The sequence below is a fragment of the Halomonas sp. 1513 genome (genome assembly GCA_001971685.1).
In the GTDB taxonomy this organism is placed as follows: domain Bacteria; phylum Pseudomonadota; class Gammaproteobacteria; order Pseudomonadales; family Halomonadaceae; genus Franzmannia.
In genome coordinates, this window is record CP019326.1 from 1,083,815 (window position 1) to 1,098,865 (window position 15,051).

Annotated in this window: 17 protein-coding genes; 6 read left to right on the forward strand and 11 right to left on the reverse strand. The window is 65.9% G+C overall.

Annotation, left to right across the window (positions count from 1 at the left end; genetic code table 11):
• Positions 1-144 precede the first annotated feature (144 nt).
• Positions 145-1,224 carry an alcohol dehydrogenase gene (locus BWR19_05000; protein APX92345.1) on the forward strand — a complete coding sequence of 360 codons (1,080 nt, stop codon included), beginning with the start codon at positions 145-147 and terminating at the stop codon, positions 1,222-1,224.
• A gap of 150 nt (positions 1,225-1,374) precedes the next feature.
• Here the strand turns inward: BWR19_05000 and BWR19_05005 are convergent, their stop codons facing one another.
• Entirely contained in the window at positions 1,375-2,865 is a 1,491-nt protein-coding gene (locus BWR19_05005) for a methylmalonate-semialdehyde dehydrogenase (CoA acylating) (protein ID APX92346.1), read from the reverse strand.
• A 36-nt stretch (positions 2,866-2,901) separates the two neighbouring features.
• The gene (locus BWR19_05010) at positions 2,902-4,245 is read right to left on the reverse strand and encodes an aspartate aminotransferase family protein (GenBank protein ID APX92347.1); all 1,344 of its coding nucleotides are present in this window, start codon (positions 4,243-4,245) and stop codon (positions 2,902-2,904) included.
• Positions 4,246-4,401: 156 nt separating this feature from the next.
• On the opposite strand from BWR19_05010, the gene BWR19_05015 reads away from it, so the two are divergent.
• From BWR19_05015 to BWR19_05030, 4 genes are all read left to right on the forward strand, one after another.
• Positions 4,402-5,322, forward strand: a complete 921-nt coding sequence (locus BWR19_05015) for a LysR family transcriptional regulator (protein ID APX92348.1) — start codon at positions 4,402-4,404, stop codon at positions 5,320-5,322.
• Between the two features lie 100 nt (positions 5,323-5,422).
• Positions 5,423-6,178, forward strand: a complete 756-nt coding sequence (locus BWR19_05020) for a structural protein MipA (protein ID APX92349.1) — start codon at positions 5,423-5,425, stop codon at positions 6,176-6,178.
• Between the two features lie 23 nt (positions 6,179-6,201).
• A complete protein-coding gene (locus tag BWR19_05025; protein ID APX92350.1) occupies positions 6,202-7,179 on the forward strand; it encodes a hypothetical protein in 978 nt (325 codons plus the stop codon).
• A gap of 57 nt (positions 7,180-7,236) precedes the next feature.
• Entirely contained in the window at positions 7,237-7,677 is a 441-nt protein-coding gene (locus BWR19_05030; protein ID APX92351.1) for a hypothetical protein, read from the forward strand.
• 9 nt (positions 7,678-7,686) lie between these two features.
• Here BWR19_05030 and BWR19_05035 read toward each other — a convergent pair whose 3' ends face one another.
• From BWR19_05035 to BWR19_05045, 3 genes are read right to left on the reverse strand one after another with little or no spacing between them, the layout of a single operon-like run.
• Entirely contained in the window at positions 7,687-8,340 is a 654-nt protein-coding gene (locus BWR19_05035; protein ID APX92352.1) for a 2OG-Fe(II) oxygenase, read from the reverse strand.
• 7 nt (positions 8,341-8,347) lie between these two features.
• Positions 8,348-8,680: a hypothetical protein gene (locus tag BWR19_05040; GenBank protein APX92353.1), complete on the reverse strand. Its 333-nt coding sequence runs from the start codon at positions 8,678-8,680 to the stop codon at positions 8,348-8,350.
• 8 nt (positions 8,681-8,688) lie between these two features.
• The gene (locus BWR19_05045; GenBank protein ID APX92354.1) at positions 8,689-9,342 is read right to left on the reverse strand and encodes a CoA pyrophosphatase; all 654 of its coding nucleotides are present in this window, start codon (positions 9,340-9,342) and stop codon (positions 8,689-8,691) included.
• Positions 9,343-9,428: 86 nt separating this feature from the next.
• Between BWR19_05045 and BWR19_05050 the strand changes: the two genes are divergently transcribed.
• On the forward strand, positions 9,429-9,986 hold the full coding sequence (locus BWR19_05050; protein APX92355.1) for an NUDIX hydrolase: 558 nt from the start codon (positions 9,429-9,431) through the stop codon (positions 9,984-9,986).
• Between the two features lie 13 nt (positions 9,987-9,999).
• Here BWR19_05050 and BWR19_05055 read toward each other — a convergent pair whose 3' ends face one another.
• The 6 genes from BWR19_05055 to BWR19_05080 form a co-directional block, all read right to left on the reverse strand.
• Positions 10,000-10,896: an agmatinase gene (locus BWR19_05055; GenBank protein APX94905.1), complete on the reverse strand. Its 897-nt coding sequence runs from the start codon at positions 10,894-10,896 to the stop codon at positions 10,000-10,002.
• 149 nt (positions 10,897-11,045) lie between these two features.
• Entirely contained in the window at positions 11,046-11,765 is a 720-nt protein-coding gene (locus BWR19_05060; GenBank protein APX92356.1) for an aminomethyltransferase, read from the reverse strand.
• Positions 11,766-11,807: 42 nt separating this feature from the next.
• The gene (locus tag BWR19_05065; protein APX92357.1) at positions 11,808-12,638 is read right to left on the reverse strand and encodes an ATP-binding protein; all 831 of its coding nucleotides are present in this window, start codon (positions 12,636-12,638) and stop codon (positions 11,808-11,810) included.
• Positions 12,625-13,323 (reverse strand): hypothetical protein, encoded by a 699-nt coding sequence (locus BWR19_05070; GenBank protein APX92358.1) that lies wholly within the window; start codon positions 13,321-13,323, stop codon positions 12,625-12,627. The genes BWR19_05065 and BWR19_05070 overlap by 14 nt, the downstream gene beginning before the upstream one ends.
• Positions 13,324-13,346: 23 nt before the next feature.
• Entirely contained in the window at positions 13,347-14,003 is a 657-nt protein-coding gene (locus BWR19_05075) for an amino acid ABC transporter permease (GenBank protein APX92359.1), read from the reverse strand.
• Positions 14,004-14,070: 67 nt separating this feature from the next.
• Positions 14,071-14,901 (reverse strand): ABC transporter substrate-binding protein, encoded by an 831-nt coding sequence (locus BWR19_05080; GenBank protein ID APX92360.1) that lies wholly within the window; start codon positions 14,899-14,901, stop codon positions 14,071-14,073.
• Between the last annotated feature and the right edge of the window lie 150 nt (positions 14,902-15,051).

Sequence of the window (15,051 nt, forward strand, 5' to 3'; positions counted from 1 at the left end):
AGCTGACTATGCGCAGCGGCTGTAAAGCTATGGCATGTTCATCAGCGATATCCATCCCCGGGCTTGATCCAGGGCAATATCCGTGGCGCTGGCGTGTGGCTTGATGGTGGTGTGCCCTGACTCACGTCACAGAGGAGTTGCCCCATGCCCGCCATGATGAAAGCCGCCATTTTCGTCGAGCCCGGCCGCATCGAGATCGGCGACAAGCCAGTCCCCGAGATTGGCCCCAACGACGCCCTGATGCGCGTGACGACCACCACCATCTGCGGCACCGATGTGCATATCCTCAAGGGTGAGTATCCGGTGGAGCGAGGCCTGACCATCGGCCACGAGCCGGTGGGGGTGATCGAGAAGCTTGGCACCAACGTCAAGGGCTACCGCGAAGGCCAGCGGGTGATCGCCGGCGCGATCTGCCCGAGTTTTACCTCCTACGCCTGCCAGGACGACTGCTGCGCCCAGGATGGCGGCCACCACGGCCACGGCTACAAGCCGATGGGCGGTTGGCGCTTCGGCAATACCATCGACGGCGCCCAGGCCGAGTACCTTCTGGTACCCGACGCCCAGGCCAACCTCTCGCCGGTGCCCGACGGCCTGAGCGACGAGCAGGTGCTGATGTGCCCGGACATCATGTCCACCGGCTTAGCTGGCGCCGAGGCGGCGGGTATCAAGATTGGCGACACGGTGGCGGTGTTCGCCCAGGGCCCGATCGGCCTGTGTGCCACCGCCGGCGCGCGGCTGCGCGGCGCGGGCTTGATCATCGCCGTGGACGGGGTCGACGAGCGCCTGGCGATGGCCAAGCAGATGGGGGCCGACGTGACCCTGGATTTCCGTAAGGTCGACGTGGTCGAGGAGATACTCAAACTGACCGGCGGGCGCGGCGTGGATGCCGCCATCGAGGCGCTCGGCCTGCAGCAGACCTTCGAGTCCTCGCTGCGCGTGCTCAAGCCCGGCGGGACCCTGTCGAGCCTCGGCGTCTACTCCGAGGACCTGACCATCCCGCTGGGGGCCTTCTGCGCCGGCCTCGGCGACCACAAGATCGTCACCTCGCTGTGCCCCGGCGGCAAGGAGCGCATGCGCCGGCTGATGGGTATCATCGCCGCCGGCCGTCTCGACCTCGGCCCCATGGTCACCCACCGCTACGCCCTGGAGGATATCGTCGAGGCCTACGAGCTGTTCTCCCATCAGCGCGACGGGGTGCTCAAGGTGGCGATCCAGGCGGGCTGATACATGCCAGTGTAGCGCGGTCGGCCGAGGGCGGCCGCGGGAGCTTGGAGGGCTTGCTGTAACACTGCTTTTAGCGGCGCCAAAACGCCAACCGCCGAACCGTGCATGCGGTTCGGCGGCTGTCAGCTGGTCTTGGTGAGCGTTTCTTGCTCAGGACGGGAAGGAGAACTGCGCGCCTTCGCGCACCCCCGCCGACGGCCAGCGCTGGGTGACGGTCTTGCGCTTGGTATAGAAGCGCACGGCGTCAGGCCCATAGGCGGCTAGATCGCCGAACAGCGAGCGCTTCCAGCCGCCGAAGCTGTGGTAGGAAACCGGTACCGGCAGCGGCACATTGATGCCGACCATGCCGACCTGGATATTGTCGCTGAAGTAGCGCGCCGCTTCGCCGTCGCGGGTGTAGATGCAGGTGCCGTTGCCGTACTCGTGATCGTCGATCAGCTGCATGGCCTCCTGCATGGTGTCGACGCGTACCACCAGCAGCACCGGCCCGAAGATCTCCTCCAGGTAGCAGGTCATCTCGGGGGTCACCCGGTCGATCAGGGTGCCGCCGACGTAGAAGCCGTTCTCGTGTCCGGGGACCTCGACGCCGCGGCCGTCCACCACGATCTCGGCACCCTGCTCCTGGGCGCCGGCAATGTAGCCGCACACCTTTTCCATGTGCGCCTTGGTGATCACCGGGCCGAAGTCGTTGTCGCCGTCATGGAAGGGGCCGACCTTGAGCGTCTGCAACTGGGCCTGCATCTTGCTGATCAGCGCGTCGGCTGCCGCATCGCCCACCGCTACGGCCACCGACAGCGCCATGCAGCGTTCGCCGGAGGAGCCGAAGGCGGCCCCGGTCAGCGAGCTGACCACGTTGTCCATGTCGGCATCCGGCATCACGATGGCGTGGTTCTTGGCCCCGCCGAGGGCCTGGCAGCGCTTGCCGTTGGCGCTGGCGCGGCGGTAGATGTACTCGGCGATGGGCGTCGAGCCGACGAAGCTGACGGCCTTGACCCGGGCATCGTCGAGCAGCGTGTCGACGGCTTCCTTGTCGCCGTTGACGACGTTGAGCACGCCGGCGGGCAGGCCCGCCTCGAGTGCCAGCTCGGCGATGTAGAGGGTCGAGGTGGGATCGCGCTCGGAGGGCTTGAGCACGAAGGTGTTGCCGGTGGCGATGGCCATCGGGTACATCCACAGCGGCACCATGGCCGGGAAGTTGAACGGGGTGATGCCGGCGACCACGCCCAGCGGCTGGAACTCGCTCCAGGAGTCGATGCCGGGGCCGACATTCTTGCTGTACTCGCCCTTGAGCAGCTCAGGCACCCCACAGGCGTACTCGACGTTCTCGATGCCGCGCTGCAGCTCGCCCTTGGCATCGTGGACGATCTTGCCGTGTTCCTGGCCGATCAGTCGGCAGATCTCGTCGGCGTGCTCTTCGAGCAGCTGCTTGAAGCGGTACATGACCCGTGCACGCTTGGCGGGCGGGGTGTCGCGCCAGGCGGGGTAGGCGGCCTCGGCGGCGGCGATGGCCTCCTCGACGGTGGCCTTGCTCGCCAGGCTGACCTGGCTACCCACTTCGCCGGTGGAAGGGTTGAAGACATCCTGGGTACGGTGGCCGTCGGCGACGCGTACTCCGTTGATCAAGTGGCCAAGCGTGGTCATGACAATACCTCTAGCAAAACGTGTAATTTGGTGTGTTCAATCGAGTTCGCCGATGGCGTCACCCAGCACATTCATGAGGCGGTCGATCTCCTCACGCTCGACGATGAACGGCAGGCCGAGCTGGATGGTGTCGCCGCCGTAGCGCACGTAAACCCCTTTCTCCCAGCACTTCATGGCGATTTCGAAGGGGCGCCGCGTCGGCTCGCCGGGATAGGGCTCGATCTGCAGGGCGCCGGCCAGGCCGTAGTTGCGTATGTCGCTGATATACCGCGTGCCCTTGAGCTCGTGCAGGGCCGACTCGAAAATCGGGCTCATCTCGCGCACACGATCGATCAGGCGGTCGTTCTCGAGCACGTCCAGTGCCGCTAGCGCCGCGGCACAGGCCACCGGGTGGCCGGAGTAGGTGTAGCCGTGGGGCAGTTCGAGCATGTAGTCGGGCCCGCCCTGATCCATGAAGGTCTGGTAGATCTCGCCCTGGACAATCACCGCGCCCATGGGCACTGCGCCGTTGGTCATCTGCTTGGCGGTATTCATGATATCCGGTACCACGCCAAACGCATCGGCGCCGGTCATGGCGCCCATGCGGCCAAAGCCGGTGATGACCTCATCGAAGATTAGCAGGATGTCGTGGGCATCGCAGATCTCGCGCAGGCGCTGCAGGTAGCCAACCGGCGGCGGAATCACCCCGGCCGAACCGGCCATCGGTTCGACGATCACCGCTGCTATGTTGGAGGCATCGTGCAGCGCGATCAACTCCAGCAGCTCTTCGGCGCGTTCGGCGCCGCGCTCCGGCATGCCGCGCGTGAAGGCATTTTCCGCGAGCAGAGTGTGGGGCAGGTGGTCGGCGTCGACCCCCTGACCGAACAGGGCACGGTTGGCACCGATGCCGCCCAGGCTGATGCCGCCGAAGTTGACGCCGTGGTAGCCCTTCATGCGGCCGATCAGCTTGGTCTTGGTGGGCTTGCCCTTCTTGCGCCAGTAGGCGCGGGCGATCTTCAGCGCGGTGTCGGCGCTCTCGGAGCCGGAGCCGGTGAAGAATACGTGGTCGAGGCCTTGCGGGGTCATCTCACGCAGGCGGTGGGCCAGTTCGAAGGCCTTGGGGTGGCCGAACTGGAAGGCCGGCGAGTAGTCGAGCTCGCCCAGTTGGCGGCTCACCGCCTCGGTGATTTCCGGGCGGCAGTGGCCGGCGCCGCAGGTCCACAGGCCGGAGAGGCCGTCGAAAATCTGGCGACCTTCGGCGTCGGTGAAGTAGCTGCCTTTAGCGCCGACGATGATGCGCGGGTCACGCTTGAACTGGCGGTTGCCGGTGTAGGGCATCCAGTAGGCATCCAGCTGCGCTGCGCTTAGCCCGGCGTTGGGCGATAACTCTCGCTCTGACATGACGCTACCCTCTATTTTGGCCGATATTGTTGGCATCTTGCCTGGTAGCCTAGTCCCGACCGGTGATAACTTAAATCTATAAATTTTTAAGCTCATGCAAGCATATGGTTAACTTTTACCGCGTCGGCCGTGGCCGTCGACCAGGAGGCTGAATCGATGTCGCGACGCAAAGCGGCCCTGAGTGGTCAAGTGAGCGATGCCGATCTGCGCCTGCTGCGGATCTACCGCAAGGTGGTGGAGTGCGGCGGATTCTCTGCCGCTGAAGTAGAGCTGAATATCAGCCGCGCGGCGATCAGCATGGCCATGAACGACCTCGAGACCCGGCTCGGGCTGCGGCTCTGCCAGCGCGGGCGCAGCGGCTTCTCGCTGACCGACGAGGGGGCGGAAGTCTATGAGGCCGCCCAGCGGCTGCTGGCCGCGGTGGAGGGCTTTCGTACCCGGGTCAACGGCCTGCATGCCTGGCTCAAGGGCGAGCTCAATATCGGCATCACCGATAACCTGGTGACCATGCCCGAGATGCATATCACCCATGCCCTGAGTGCCCTCAAGGAGCGCGGACCTGAGGTGCATATCCATATTCGCATGATGCCGCCCAGCGAGATCGAGCTGGCGGTGCTGGATGGCCGTCTACACACCGGGGTGATTCCGGCGCTCAAGACCCTGGCAGGGCTCAACTATCTCTCCCTCTATGAAGAGCACTCTCAGCTCTACTGTGCGGCCGACCATCCGCTGTTCACGGCTGATGCGCTATCCGCAGGGCGGCTGGCCGAGCATGACGCTGTGGTACCCGCCTATGCCCAGACGCCGGAGGTCAAGGCGCTGCATGAGCCCCTCAAGGCCGCCGCCTCGGCGACCGATCGCGAGGGCATCGCCTTTCTGATCCTCTCCGGGCGCTATATCGGCTACCTGCCTACCCACTATGCCGAGCGTTGGGTACGCGACGGCCGCATGCGCGCCCTGGACCCCGACCGTTGGCACTACCTGACCCGCTACTGCGCCATCACCCGCAAGGGCGCGCCGCCCAACCTGGTGATGGAGGGCTATCTCGAGGAGCTGCAGCGGCTGATCATGGGGTAGCCTCCAGAAGGAATCCTCTCTCTTGGCTTGCACCGCTGCTGTACAGCTACATACAATCAAAAATGTTTGTGTGCCTGTAAGAATAACCTTAGGAAACGACATGGCGATGCGTGGATGGTGGCTGGGACTGGTGGCGGGGCTGGTGGCGACGTCAGCGATGGCAGAGAACCCTTGGCAGGGCAGCGTCGGGGCGGGGGTGTTGGTCACGCCGGAGTATCTGGGCAGCGATGATTTCCGCACGCGGGGTTGGCCATCGCTGGAACTGCGCTACGCCGATGCGTTCTATTTCAATCCCCGCGAGGGACTCGGCTGGAACGCGATTCGCGAGGGCAACTGGGTCGTATCGCCCTACCTCGGCTATACCTTCGGCCGCGACAATCGCGGCGCCTTGGCGGCATTCGAGGAGGTCGACGGTGGCGCTACCCTGGGTCTGCGCGTCAGCTACGACCAGGGGCCATGGCGCTATAGCCTGTCCGGGGAGTCGCCGGTCAGTGGTGATGTCAACGGCAGTGAGTGGCAGGCCCGAGCCAGTTGGCGAGCGCCCCTCAGCGAGCGCACCTTCGTCACCTTGGGCCCAAGCGTGAGCTACTCCAGCGCCAGCTGGACGCGGGCGATGTTCGGTGTCTCCGCCGAGGACAGTGCACGTTCGGGGGTGGCAGCTTATGAACCGGATAGTGGCTACCTGCGCTATGGGCTTAGCGGTACCCTCAGCCACGCGCTGACCCCGGCCTGGTCGCTCACCGCGCTGGCCGGCGTTACCTATCTGACCGGCGATGCCGCCGACAGCCCCATCGTCGACGACGTAGGCGATGCGCTGCAGCCGGTAGCCGGGGTTTTCCTCAGCTACCGTTTCTAACTCGCATGCTCAAGGATCGAGACATGACCTATCGCAGCGTCTGCTGCTGGCTGGCAGTGGCGGCCCTGGCGGCGCTGCCCGGGATGGCCGCCGCCGACGGCACCTTTACCCTCAAAGTAGAAAACGACTTCCTGGCGAGCAGCGATGATGGCCACTTCACCAGCGGCGTCGAACTCAACTGGACCTTCGTCCCCGAGCCCGAGCACTGGAGCCAGCGGGTGGCCGCGCGCCTGCCCGATACGCTGATCGGCCAGGCCGACAGGGTGGCCTACCGGCTGATCCACCAGATCTATACGCCCGACGACATCGAGCAGCGCGGTCTGATCGAGGACGACCGACCCTATGCCGGGCTGGTGTTCGGCGGGGTATCGTTCTACGAGGACGTAGCGCGCGGAGGCTGGCGACAGGCCACCGACCTGCATCTCGACGGGGGCATGGTGGGGCGCTCGTCTCAGGCCGAGCGCATTCAGCGAGAGGCGCACCGCTTCTCACGCAGCGATCGTCCGCGGGGCTGGAACAACCAGCTTGCCGACGAGCCGATCGTCAACGCCACGCTGCGCCGCCAGTGGTGGCACGAGTCGCCGCTGGCAGGCAAGACCCTGGCCCACGGCCCCAGCGCGGGGCTGGCAATGGGCAACCTCTATACCTACGCCAGTGGCGGCTACGCGGTACGCTTCGGCGATGATGCCGTGGGCATCCCCACGGTCACGCCCAATCCGGGCGGTCGCCAGGCCTTCACCCAGCGCTCGGGCTTGCGCTGGTACCTTTTTGCCAGCGTCGAGGGCTACTACATGGCCCAAAACCTGACTCTCGACGGCAACACCATCAAGAGCAGTCACTCGGTGGAGCGCCGAGAATGGGTCGGCGATCTGGTGGGCGGCGCGGCGCTGGCCTGGGACGCCTGGCAGTTGAGCTACACCGCGGTGCGGCGTAGCCATGAGTTCGAAGGCCAGACCAGCCACGACGTGTTCGGCGCCGTGACCCTGTCACGGGATTTTTGATCGCCTGCCTCGCTGGGCTATGATGGCCGACCTTTTTGTTTTGCCATGGAGCCTTTGATGAGCTTTTACGTCTACCTGTCCGGCGAGATCCACACCGACTGGCGCGATGAGATCCAGCGCGGTGCCGAAGCGTTGGGCCTCGACGTGGTATTCACCTCGGCGGTGACCGACCACGCCGCCAGCGATGCCGCCGGCGACCACCTCGGCGAAGAGAGCCGCCAGTTCTGGCGCGACCACAAGTCCTCCAAGGTCAACCTGATTCGTACCAAGACCCTGATCGAACAGAGCGACCTGGTGGTGGTGCGTTTCGGTGACCAGTACAAGCAATGGAACGCGGCCTTCGATGCCGGCTACTGCGCGGCGCTGGGCAAGCCCTACGTGACTCTGCACGGCGAGGACATCGTGCATCCGCTCAAGGAGGTCGACGCCCAGGCGATGGCATGGGCCACCAGCACCGACCAGGTGGTCGAGATCCTGCGCTACGTGCTCAAGGCCTGAGGCCAATACCTACCTTGCCGGGTCGATCCGCCCGCCCAGTGAGGCGTTGCGTCGGAACCAGCCGGCGATGCTGGCCCGCGGCAAGCGGGTCGGCAGCACCTCGTGGGGCACCGTCTCGGAGAGAAAGCAGGCGAAGGTGCCGGCTTCAGGGCGCACTCGAGCGACCTCTCGCTGCGAGTCCTGACTGGCGTAGATCGCCATCTCGCCGCCACCGTCGGTGGGCCACTCGGGGTTGAGGTAGAGCACCGTGGAGACCACGCGGTTGGCGCGGCCCTGGAAGCTGTCGACATGGGTCTTGTAGAAACTGCCCGGCGGGTAGTGGGCGAAGTGCGCCTCGAACTCGAACAGCCCCAGATAGAGTGCCTGATTGAGGCTCTGCTGCAGCTCGGCCATGGCCGCGAGGTAGCGGCGCTGGGCCAGGCTCTGGCGGTCGAGCCAGTGGATGGCGTCGCCGCGCACGTCGCGGCGCAGGTGGTGCTCGCTGCCGCGGCCGATACCGGCGGCAGCCAGGGCGTCGAGTTCGGCAAGCTGACTGACCTCGGCGAACAGCGCCTGGCACAGCTCGGCGTCGATGAACTCCTCGCCCACGAACCAGCCCTGGGCGACCAGGGCATCGACCAGCGCTGCCAGCCGCTGCGGGTCGAAGGCGGGCGAGGCGCTCATGGCGTCTTCACTCCGGGAAACCGTGGGCGCGGGCGCGGGCCAGCATCACGCCCTTCTTGTTGCCATAGGCCTTGAGCTGGGCCTGAGTGACATGCACGCAGTAGGCCTGTCCCTGGCGGGTAGCCATGCCGGCAAACTCCTCGCGGGCGGCCTGGTAGGCCTGCTCGGCCTGCTCCCGAGTGACGACCAGGTCGTCGTCGCCGGGATTGCCGTCAATCACTTCCTGAAGGTTCTGCAGATAGAGGGCGCAGCGCATCAGTTGAAAGCCCTTGGCCTTGGTACGCATGAAGAACCACACCAGCAGGGCGGCAATGGCGAGACTAATGAGAACGACTTGCATGATACGGCTCAATCTTGTCGGGAGTGGGTGTTGGGTACGGTTTGTCGTGGTCCGCGGCGCGGCGGGCGATGGCGAAGCGGGCCGCCCTCGGGGGCGCGATCGAGGCTCACCGGGCAGCCGAACCCCTCGCTGAGCAGCTCCACCAGCATCATTGCCGAGAGCCCCCAGATCACCTGGCCCTGGGCCTGATAGCTGGGCACGTAGTAGGGACGGCCATCGACGGTGATCACGTCGGTGTGGCTGCGGCAGTCGTCGAGAAACAGCGCCAGCGGCACCTCGAAGATCGCGTCGAGCTCGCTGGGGTCCGGGGTCAGCGGCAGATCCGGCGGGATCAGCCCCACGTAGGGGGTGACCTTGAGGCCGTGCAGCGAGACCACCTCGCTGAGCTGGCCAAGCAGCTCGACTCGCGAAGGAGGCAGGGCGATCTCCTCCTCGGACTCGCGCAGCGCGGTCTCCAGCAGGTCGCGGTCGTGGGCCTCGCGCTTGCCGCCGGGAAACGCCACCTGGCCGCGATGGGTGTTGAGGTGGTCGGCGCGGCGGGTGAACAGCAGCGTCGGCTCTTGCCGGGTCACGATCGGGATCAGCACCGCGGCCTCGGGCATGGCGAGTGTCAGGCGTTGAGGGCGGTGTGCTTGCAGGCGCTCGCGCAGTTTCTCTAACATGGGGTATCCGCTGGGTTTCATGTGTTGTACCCAGCTCCCGCACAGGCGTCAAGACGCGCTCCGCCCCTGCGCCATGAAGGAGAGCCATGAACTTCTGCAGCCACTGCGGCGAGACCGTCCGCTTCGCGATTCCCGACGGCGACGACCGACCGCGCTACCTGTGCGACGCCTGCGGCACCATCCATTACCAGAATCCGCGCATCGTCGCCGGTACCCTGCCGGTGATCGGCAGCAAGGTGCTGCTATGCCGCCGCGCGATTTCGCCGCGCAAGGGCTTCTGGACGCTGCCGGCGGGTTACATGGAGAACGCCGAGACCACCGTCGAGGCGGCCGCCCGCGAGACCCGCGAGGAGGCCTGCGCCGAGGTGGCCATCCATGGCCTCTATACGCTGATCAACCTGCCGCATATCAACCAGGTCTACATGATGTTCCGCGCTGACCTCGAGGGCGGCTTCGACGCCGGCCCGGAGAGCCTCGAGGTGGCGCTGTTCGAGGAGCACGAGATCCCCTGGGACGAGCTGGCCTTCCCGACCATCGAGCGCACCCTGCGCCACTTCTATAGTGACCGCCGCGACGGCGTCTATCCGCTGCATATCAGCGACGTCACTGCCGAGGATCGCGAGCGCTACTTCGGTTCGGCCTGACAGGCCGACACGCTCAGGCCGTTGCCCGCTGTTCGGCGAGCAGGCACAGCAGCTCATACATCAGGGTGGCGCCGAGCAGAGCAGTATTGCCGGTGGGATCGAACGGCGGCGCTACCTCCACCACGTCGGCACCGATCAGTGGCAGGCCGCGAAAGCCGCGCACCAGCTGCAGCGCCTGCAGGCTGGTCAGCCCGCCGACCTCCGGCGTGCCGGTGCCCGGGGCGAAGTCCGGGTCGACGCTGTCGATATCGAACGACAGATACACCGGGCCATCACCCACCACCCGCCGGGCCTCGGCGACCACCGCCTCGATGCCCAGCGCGTCGACCTCCTCCATGAACATCACCCGCATCCCCGTGGCATCCGAGTAGTCCCAGCCCTGGGCGGTGTTCTGGGCGCCGCGGATGCCGATCTGCACGGTGCGGGTGGGATCGATCAGGCCTGCCTCGCAGGCCAGCCGGAAGGGGCCGCCGTGGTGGAATTTCGAGCCCTGGAACTCGTCCCAGGTGTCGGTGTGGGCATCGATATGGATCAGCCCCACCGGCGCGTCGCCGGCCAGGCCGCGCAGGATCGGGTAGGTCACCGAGTGGTCGCCGCCGGCGCTGAGCGGGAGCACCCCGGCCTGGTGGATGGCGCGGTAGTGGGCGGCGATATCATCGGAGACCCGCTCGAGGTCGTAGATCGATGAGAAGCGCACGTCACCGATGTCGGCGATGCGCGCCTGGTCGAAAGGGTCCTGGCGGGTCACGTGGTGGATGCTGCGCATCAGGCTCGACTGGTTGCGCATCTCGCGCGGACCCAGGCGGGCGCCGGGACGGTTGCTGACGCCACCGTCGAAAGGAATGCCGACCAGGGCGATATCCAGATCATCGAGGCGCTCGGCCAGCGGCGCGCGCAGAAAGGTGGCGATCTCGCGGTAGCGCGGCTCGAGGTGCGGGGCGTAGCTCTCACCGGTGGCGGCGTTGCGGCGGGTGGCGTCGGTCGGGCTTGTCATGCGGGCTCCTTGCTGGAGAGGGTCAGGCGCAGAGGCGCGCCAGGCTGGCGCCCAGCGGCGTCTCCTCACGCGTGGACGTCGAAGTGCACCTCGACGGGGACACAGTCCTCGCCGTTGATCGGAATGATGTCCTGGGGGCAGGACGACATGACGACGATGCAGTCCATCTCGGCGCGCAGCTCGACGTAGTCGCCGGGCTTGGAGACCGGTGGACACCAGTCGACCTTCATCTGCGCGTTGACCGGGATGTTCATCCACAGGTTGAGCGGCTGCGGCACCTCCGGGGCATCGATGCCGATCGCCTTGAGCGCCAGGCGCAGGTTGTCGGCGCAGTTGTCATGATAGCCCTCGACGCCGAGTGTCATGTAGCGAAACAGGTCGCAGGCCGCCATCAGGGTGTCGTGGATGCCCGGTGAGGTGTCGGCGGTGAGGGTCATGATCGGACGGCGGCGGTTGCTCATCAGCGGGTCGCCGACCTGGGGGATCAGCCCGCTGAGCCAGGCGCGGCCGTGCTCCCAGGACATGAATTCGTTGAGATTGTCGCTGCTGAAGGCCCAGGTATCGCAGACCTGAGTGCCGTGGGTATTGATGATGCGGATGGTCTGGCCCTTCTTTAGGCGTACCGCGCGGCCGCCGCGCGCGGCGACCTCGTAGCGTTCGCCGAGCACCGGGGTGCCGTCGGCGGAGATCGGCGTCTCGAGGGTATGATTGTGGCCGCAGGGTTCGCTGTTGCGGCGCGGCAGCTGCTCGATGCGGGCGTGGTCGAAGGTTGGCTTGCTGCTCATGGTGTTCTCCTTGTGGTGATGGGTCAGCTCTGAGCTGGGATGTCAGTCGATATGGCGCTCGCGCCAGGTGTTGAGGAACTGCTTGAGGCGCTCGCTTTGGGGGGTGCGGAACAGCGTCTCCGGGGGGCCACTCTCGACGATCCGGCCCTGGTCCATGAACACCACGCGGTCGGCGACCTTGGCGGCGAAGCCCATCTCGTGGGTGACGATGGCCATGGTCATGCCGTCGTGGGCGAGCTGCTTCATGACGTCGAGGACCTCGCCGACCAGTTCGGGGTCGAGGGCCGAGGTGGGCTCGTCGAAGAACATCACCCGCGGCTGCATGGCCAGCGCCCGGGCGATGGCCACGCGCTGCTTCTGGCCGCCGGAGAGGCTTTCGGGGAAGTGGCCGGCGCGCTCGGCCAGGCCGACCCGCTCGAGCATCGCCATGCCCTCGGTCTCGGCCTCGCGGCGCGACAGGCCGTTGACCAGACGCAGCGCCTCGGTGACGTTCTCCAGCGCCGTGCGGTGCGGCCATAGATGGAAGTGCTGGAAGACCATGCCCACCGGCGCGCGCACCGCGTCGACGCGCGACTCCCGGGCGCGCACGCGCATGCCGCCACGCTCCTCGTAGCCGAGCAGCTGACCGTCGATATGCACGCTGCCGTGGTCGTAGGGCTCGAGGAACGCCAGACAGCGTAGCAGGGTCGACTTGCCGGAGCCGGAGGGGCCAATCACGCAGACCACCTCCGACGGCGCGAGGCGGAAGTCGATATCGCTCAGCACTTCGAGCTCGCCGAAGGACTTGCCGATACCGCGCGCCTCGACGATCGCCTCGCCGCGGGTCCGGCGCGGGGCGGCGGTAGGCATGGTGGTGGTGTCAGCCGTGGGCATGGGCGGTGTCTCCTGGTTGGGCGATGTGGCGCGGCTGGCGGTCGGCCAGACGCTTCTCCAGGGCATAGCCGCCGCGGGCGATCAATTCGATGATCATCCAGTAGAGCAGGGCGACGGCCAGGTAGGGCTCGATCACGTTGAAGGTCTGGTTGACGATGGTGGTGGCATTTTTGGTCAGGTCGTCCACCGAGATGATCGAGATCAGCGCCGACTCCTTGACCAGGATGATCAACTGGTTGGTGCCCGGCGGCACGATCAGGCGCAGCATCTGCGGGATCTGGATGCGGGTCAGTGCGTGCCAGGGCGAGATGCCGAGCATGCGTGCTGCCTCGAGCTGGCCCTTGGGGATCGACTTGAAGCCGCCGCGGTAGATTTCGGCGAAGTAGCCGGCGCCGTAGAGGCCGATACCGGTGACGCCGGCGATCTCGGCATCGAGGCGTAGGCCGATGCTGGGGCCGCCGTAGTAGAGCAGAAACAGCAGCACCAGCAGCGGCGTGCCGCGGCATATCTCCACGTAGCAGGCTACCGGGTAGCCGAACAGGCGCGGGCTCGAGAGTCTCAGCGCGGCCAGCACCAGGCCCAGCGAGAGCGCCATCAGGCAGCCCAGGAAACAGATCCAGACGGTGTTCCACAGGCCTTGCAGGATCAGTTCGCGGGTCTCCCACAGCAGGGCAAGATCGAACATGACGATAGCTCCTCGGGGTGTGCCTATTCGGTGGCCAGGCCGCCGGCCATGCGGCGTTCCAGATGGGCGCTGATTTGCGCTAGCAGCAGATTGACCGCCAGGTAGAGGAAGGCCGCGGCGAGATAGGTCTCGAGGGGTTGAAAGGTGCGCGAGGCGATCTGCTCACTGACGCGCATCAGCTCTGTGACGGCGATCACCGAGATCAGCGACGAGTTCTTGAGAATGGTGATGATCTCGTTGGTCAGCGGCGGCAGGGTGAGGCGGAACACCTGCGGCATGACGATGCGCCGCCGCGTCTGCCAGGCCGAGATGCCGGCCATGCGCGCGGCCTCGACCTGTCCGGCGTGGATATGCGCGATACCGCTGCGAAATATCTCTGCCTGGAAGGCGGTGGTGTTCAGCGTCAGGGTCAGGATGGCGGCGGTGATCGGCGCCACTTCGATACCCACTTCCGGCAGCAGGTAGTAGACCAGCAGCAGCTGCAGCAGGATCGGCGTGCCGCGCCAGAAGCTACGGTACAGGCCGCAGGGCCAGCGTAACCAGCGGTGGCGGCTGGTCAGGCCGAAGGCCAGCAGCACGCCGCATACCAACCCCAGGGCGATGGCCGAGAGCGACACCACCAGGGTGGTGGTCAGGCCCTTGATCAGTACCGGGTAGTGAGTGAGCAGGATCTCGAACATGGAGCACCTTATCGGTCAAACCCGACAGACTCCCGGGAGCGGCCCACGGCCGCTCCTCGGGTCGCGATTACTCAGCGGCGGGCAGTTCCAGAGGGACGTCCATGGGCGCACCAAACCATTTTTCCTGCAGCTCGTTCAGGGTGCCGTCTTCATTGAGACGCCGGATCTGCTCATCCATGAAGGCGTTGAGCGAGGCGCTCTCATCGTCGCGACGCCCTGCCCAAGTGAAGTAGACCGGCTCACCGAAGGTGCCGACTACCTCGAACACGTCGGGGCGGGTGCGCTCGGCCTCGAGCAGGTTGGGCAGGCTGTTGATCACCACGTCGACGCGACCGGTGCCTAGGTCGGCGTAGGCCTCGTCGACGCCGGTGTAGGTGCGAATGTCGGCGAGCGGCGTGCCGGCCTCCTCGAGCTCGGCGGCCAGCGCCTCCAGCGCTTCGAGCTGAGCCGAACCGGCCTGGGCGGCGGCAACCTTGCCGCCGATATCCTCCGGTGAGCCGATCTCGTCTTCGCCGGCGCGCTTGAGGATCGCCATGGTAGCGTCGGCGATGGGCGCGCTGAGGTGGTAGCGCTGCATGCGCTCGGGGGTGGCGGTGACCGAGGTGATCACGTAGTCGAAGCGCTCACGCTCGAGCCCAGGCAGGATCCCCTGCCACGGCAGGTCCATGCGAATCAGTTCCACGCCCTCAAGCTCAGGCATGATGTATTCCATGAGGTCTGCTGAGTAGCCGACGATCTCGCCATCTTCAATGAACTCATGGGGGGCGTAACGTGCTTCGGTGCCTACCGTGAAGACGCCGTCAGATTTGATGCTTTCCAGCAGGTCAGCGTTAGCGCTGCCCGCCATCAAGCCGGTGCTCAACAGTAGGCCTGCGGTGATGGATGCTGTGCGATTCATGAAGTGACCCTCTTGTTGTTGATGGTCGTCGGCGCTGCCGGGGCAGCGAGTCGGGGAGTACGACTTGAGTTAAGCAGAGGATTCACAGCAGGAAAATTGCTATCTTTCGATGTATGAACCCATATTTTTGATGTATTGCGCACTAAGGTA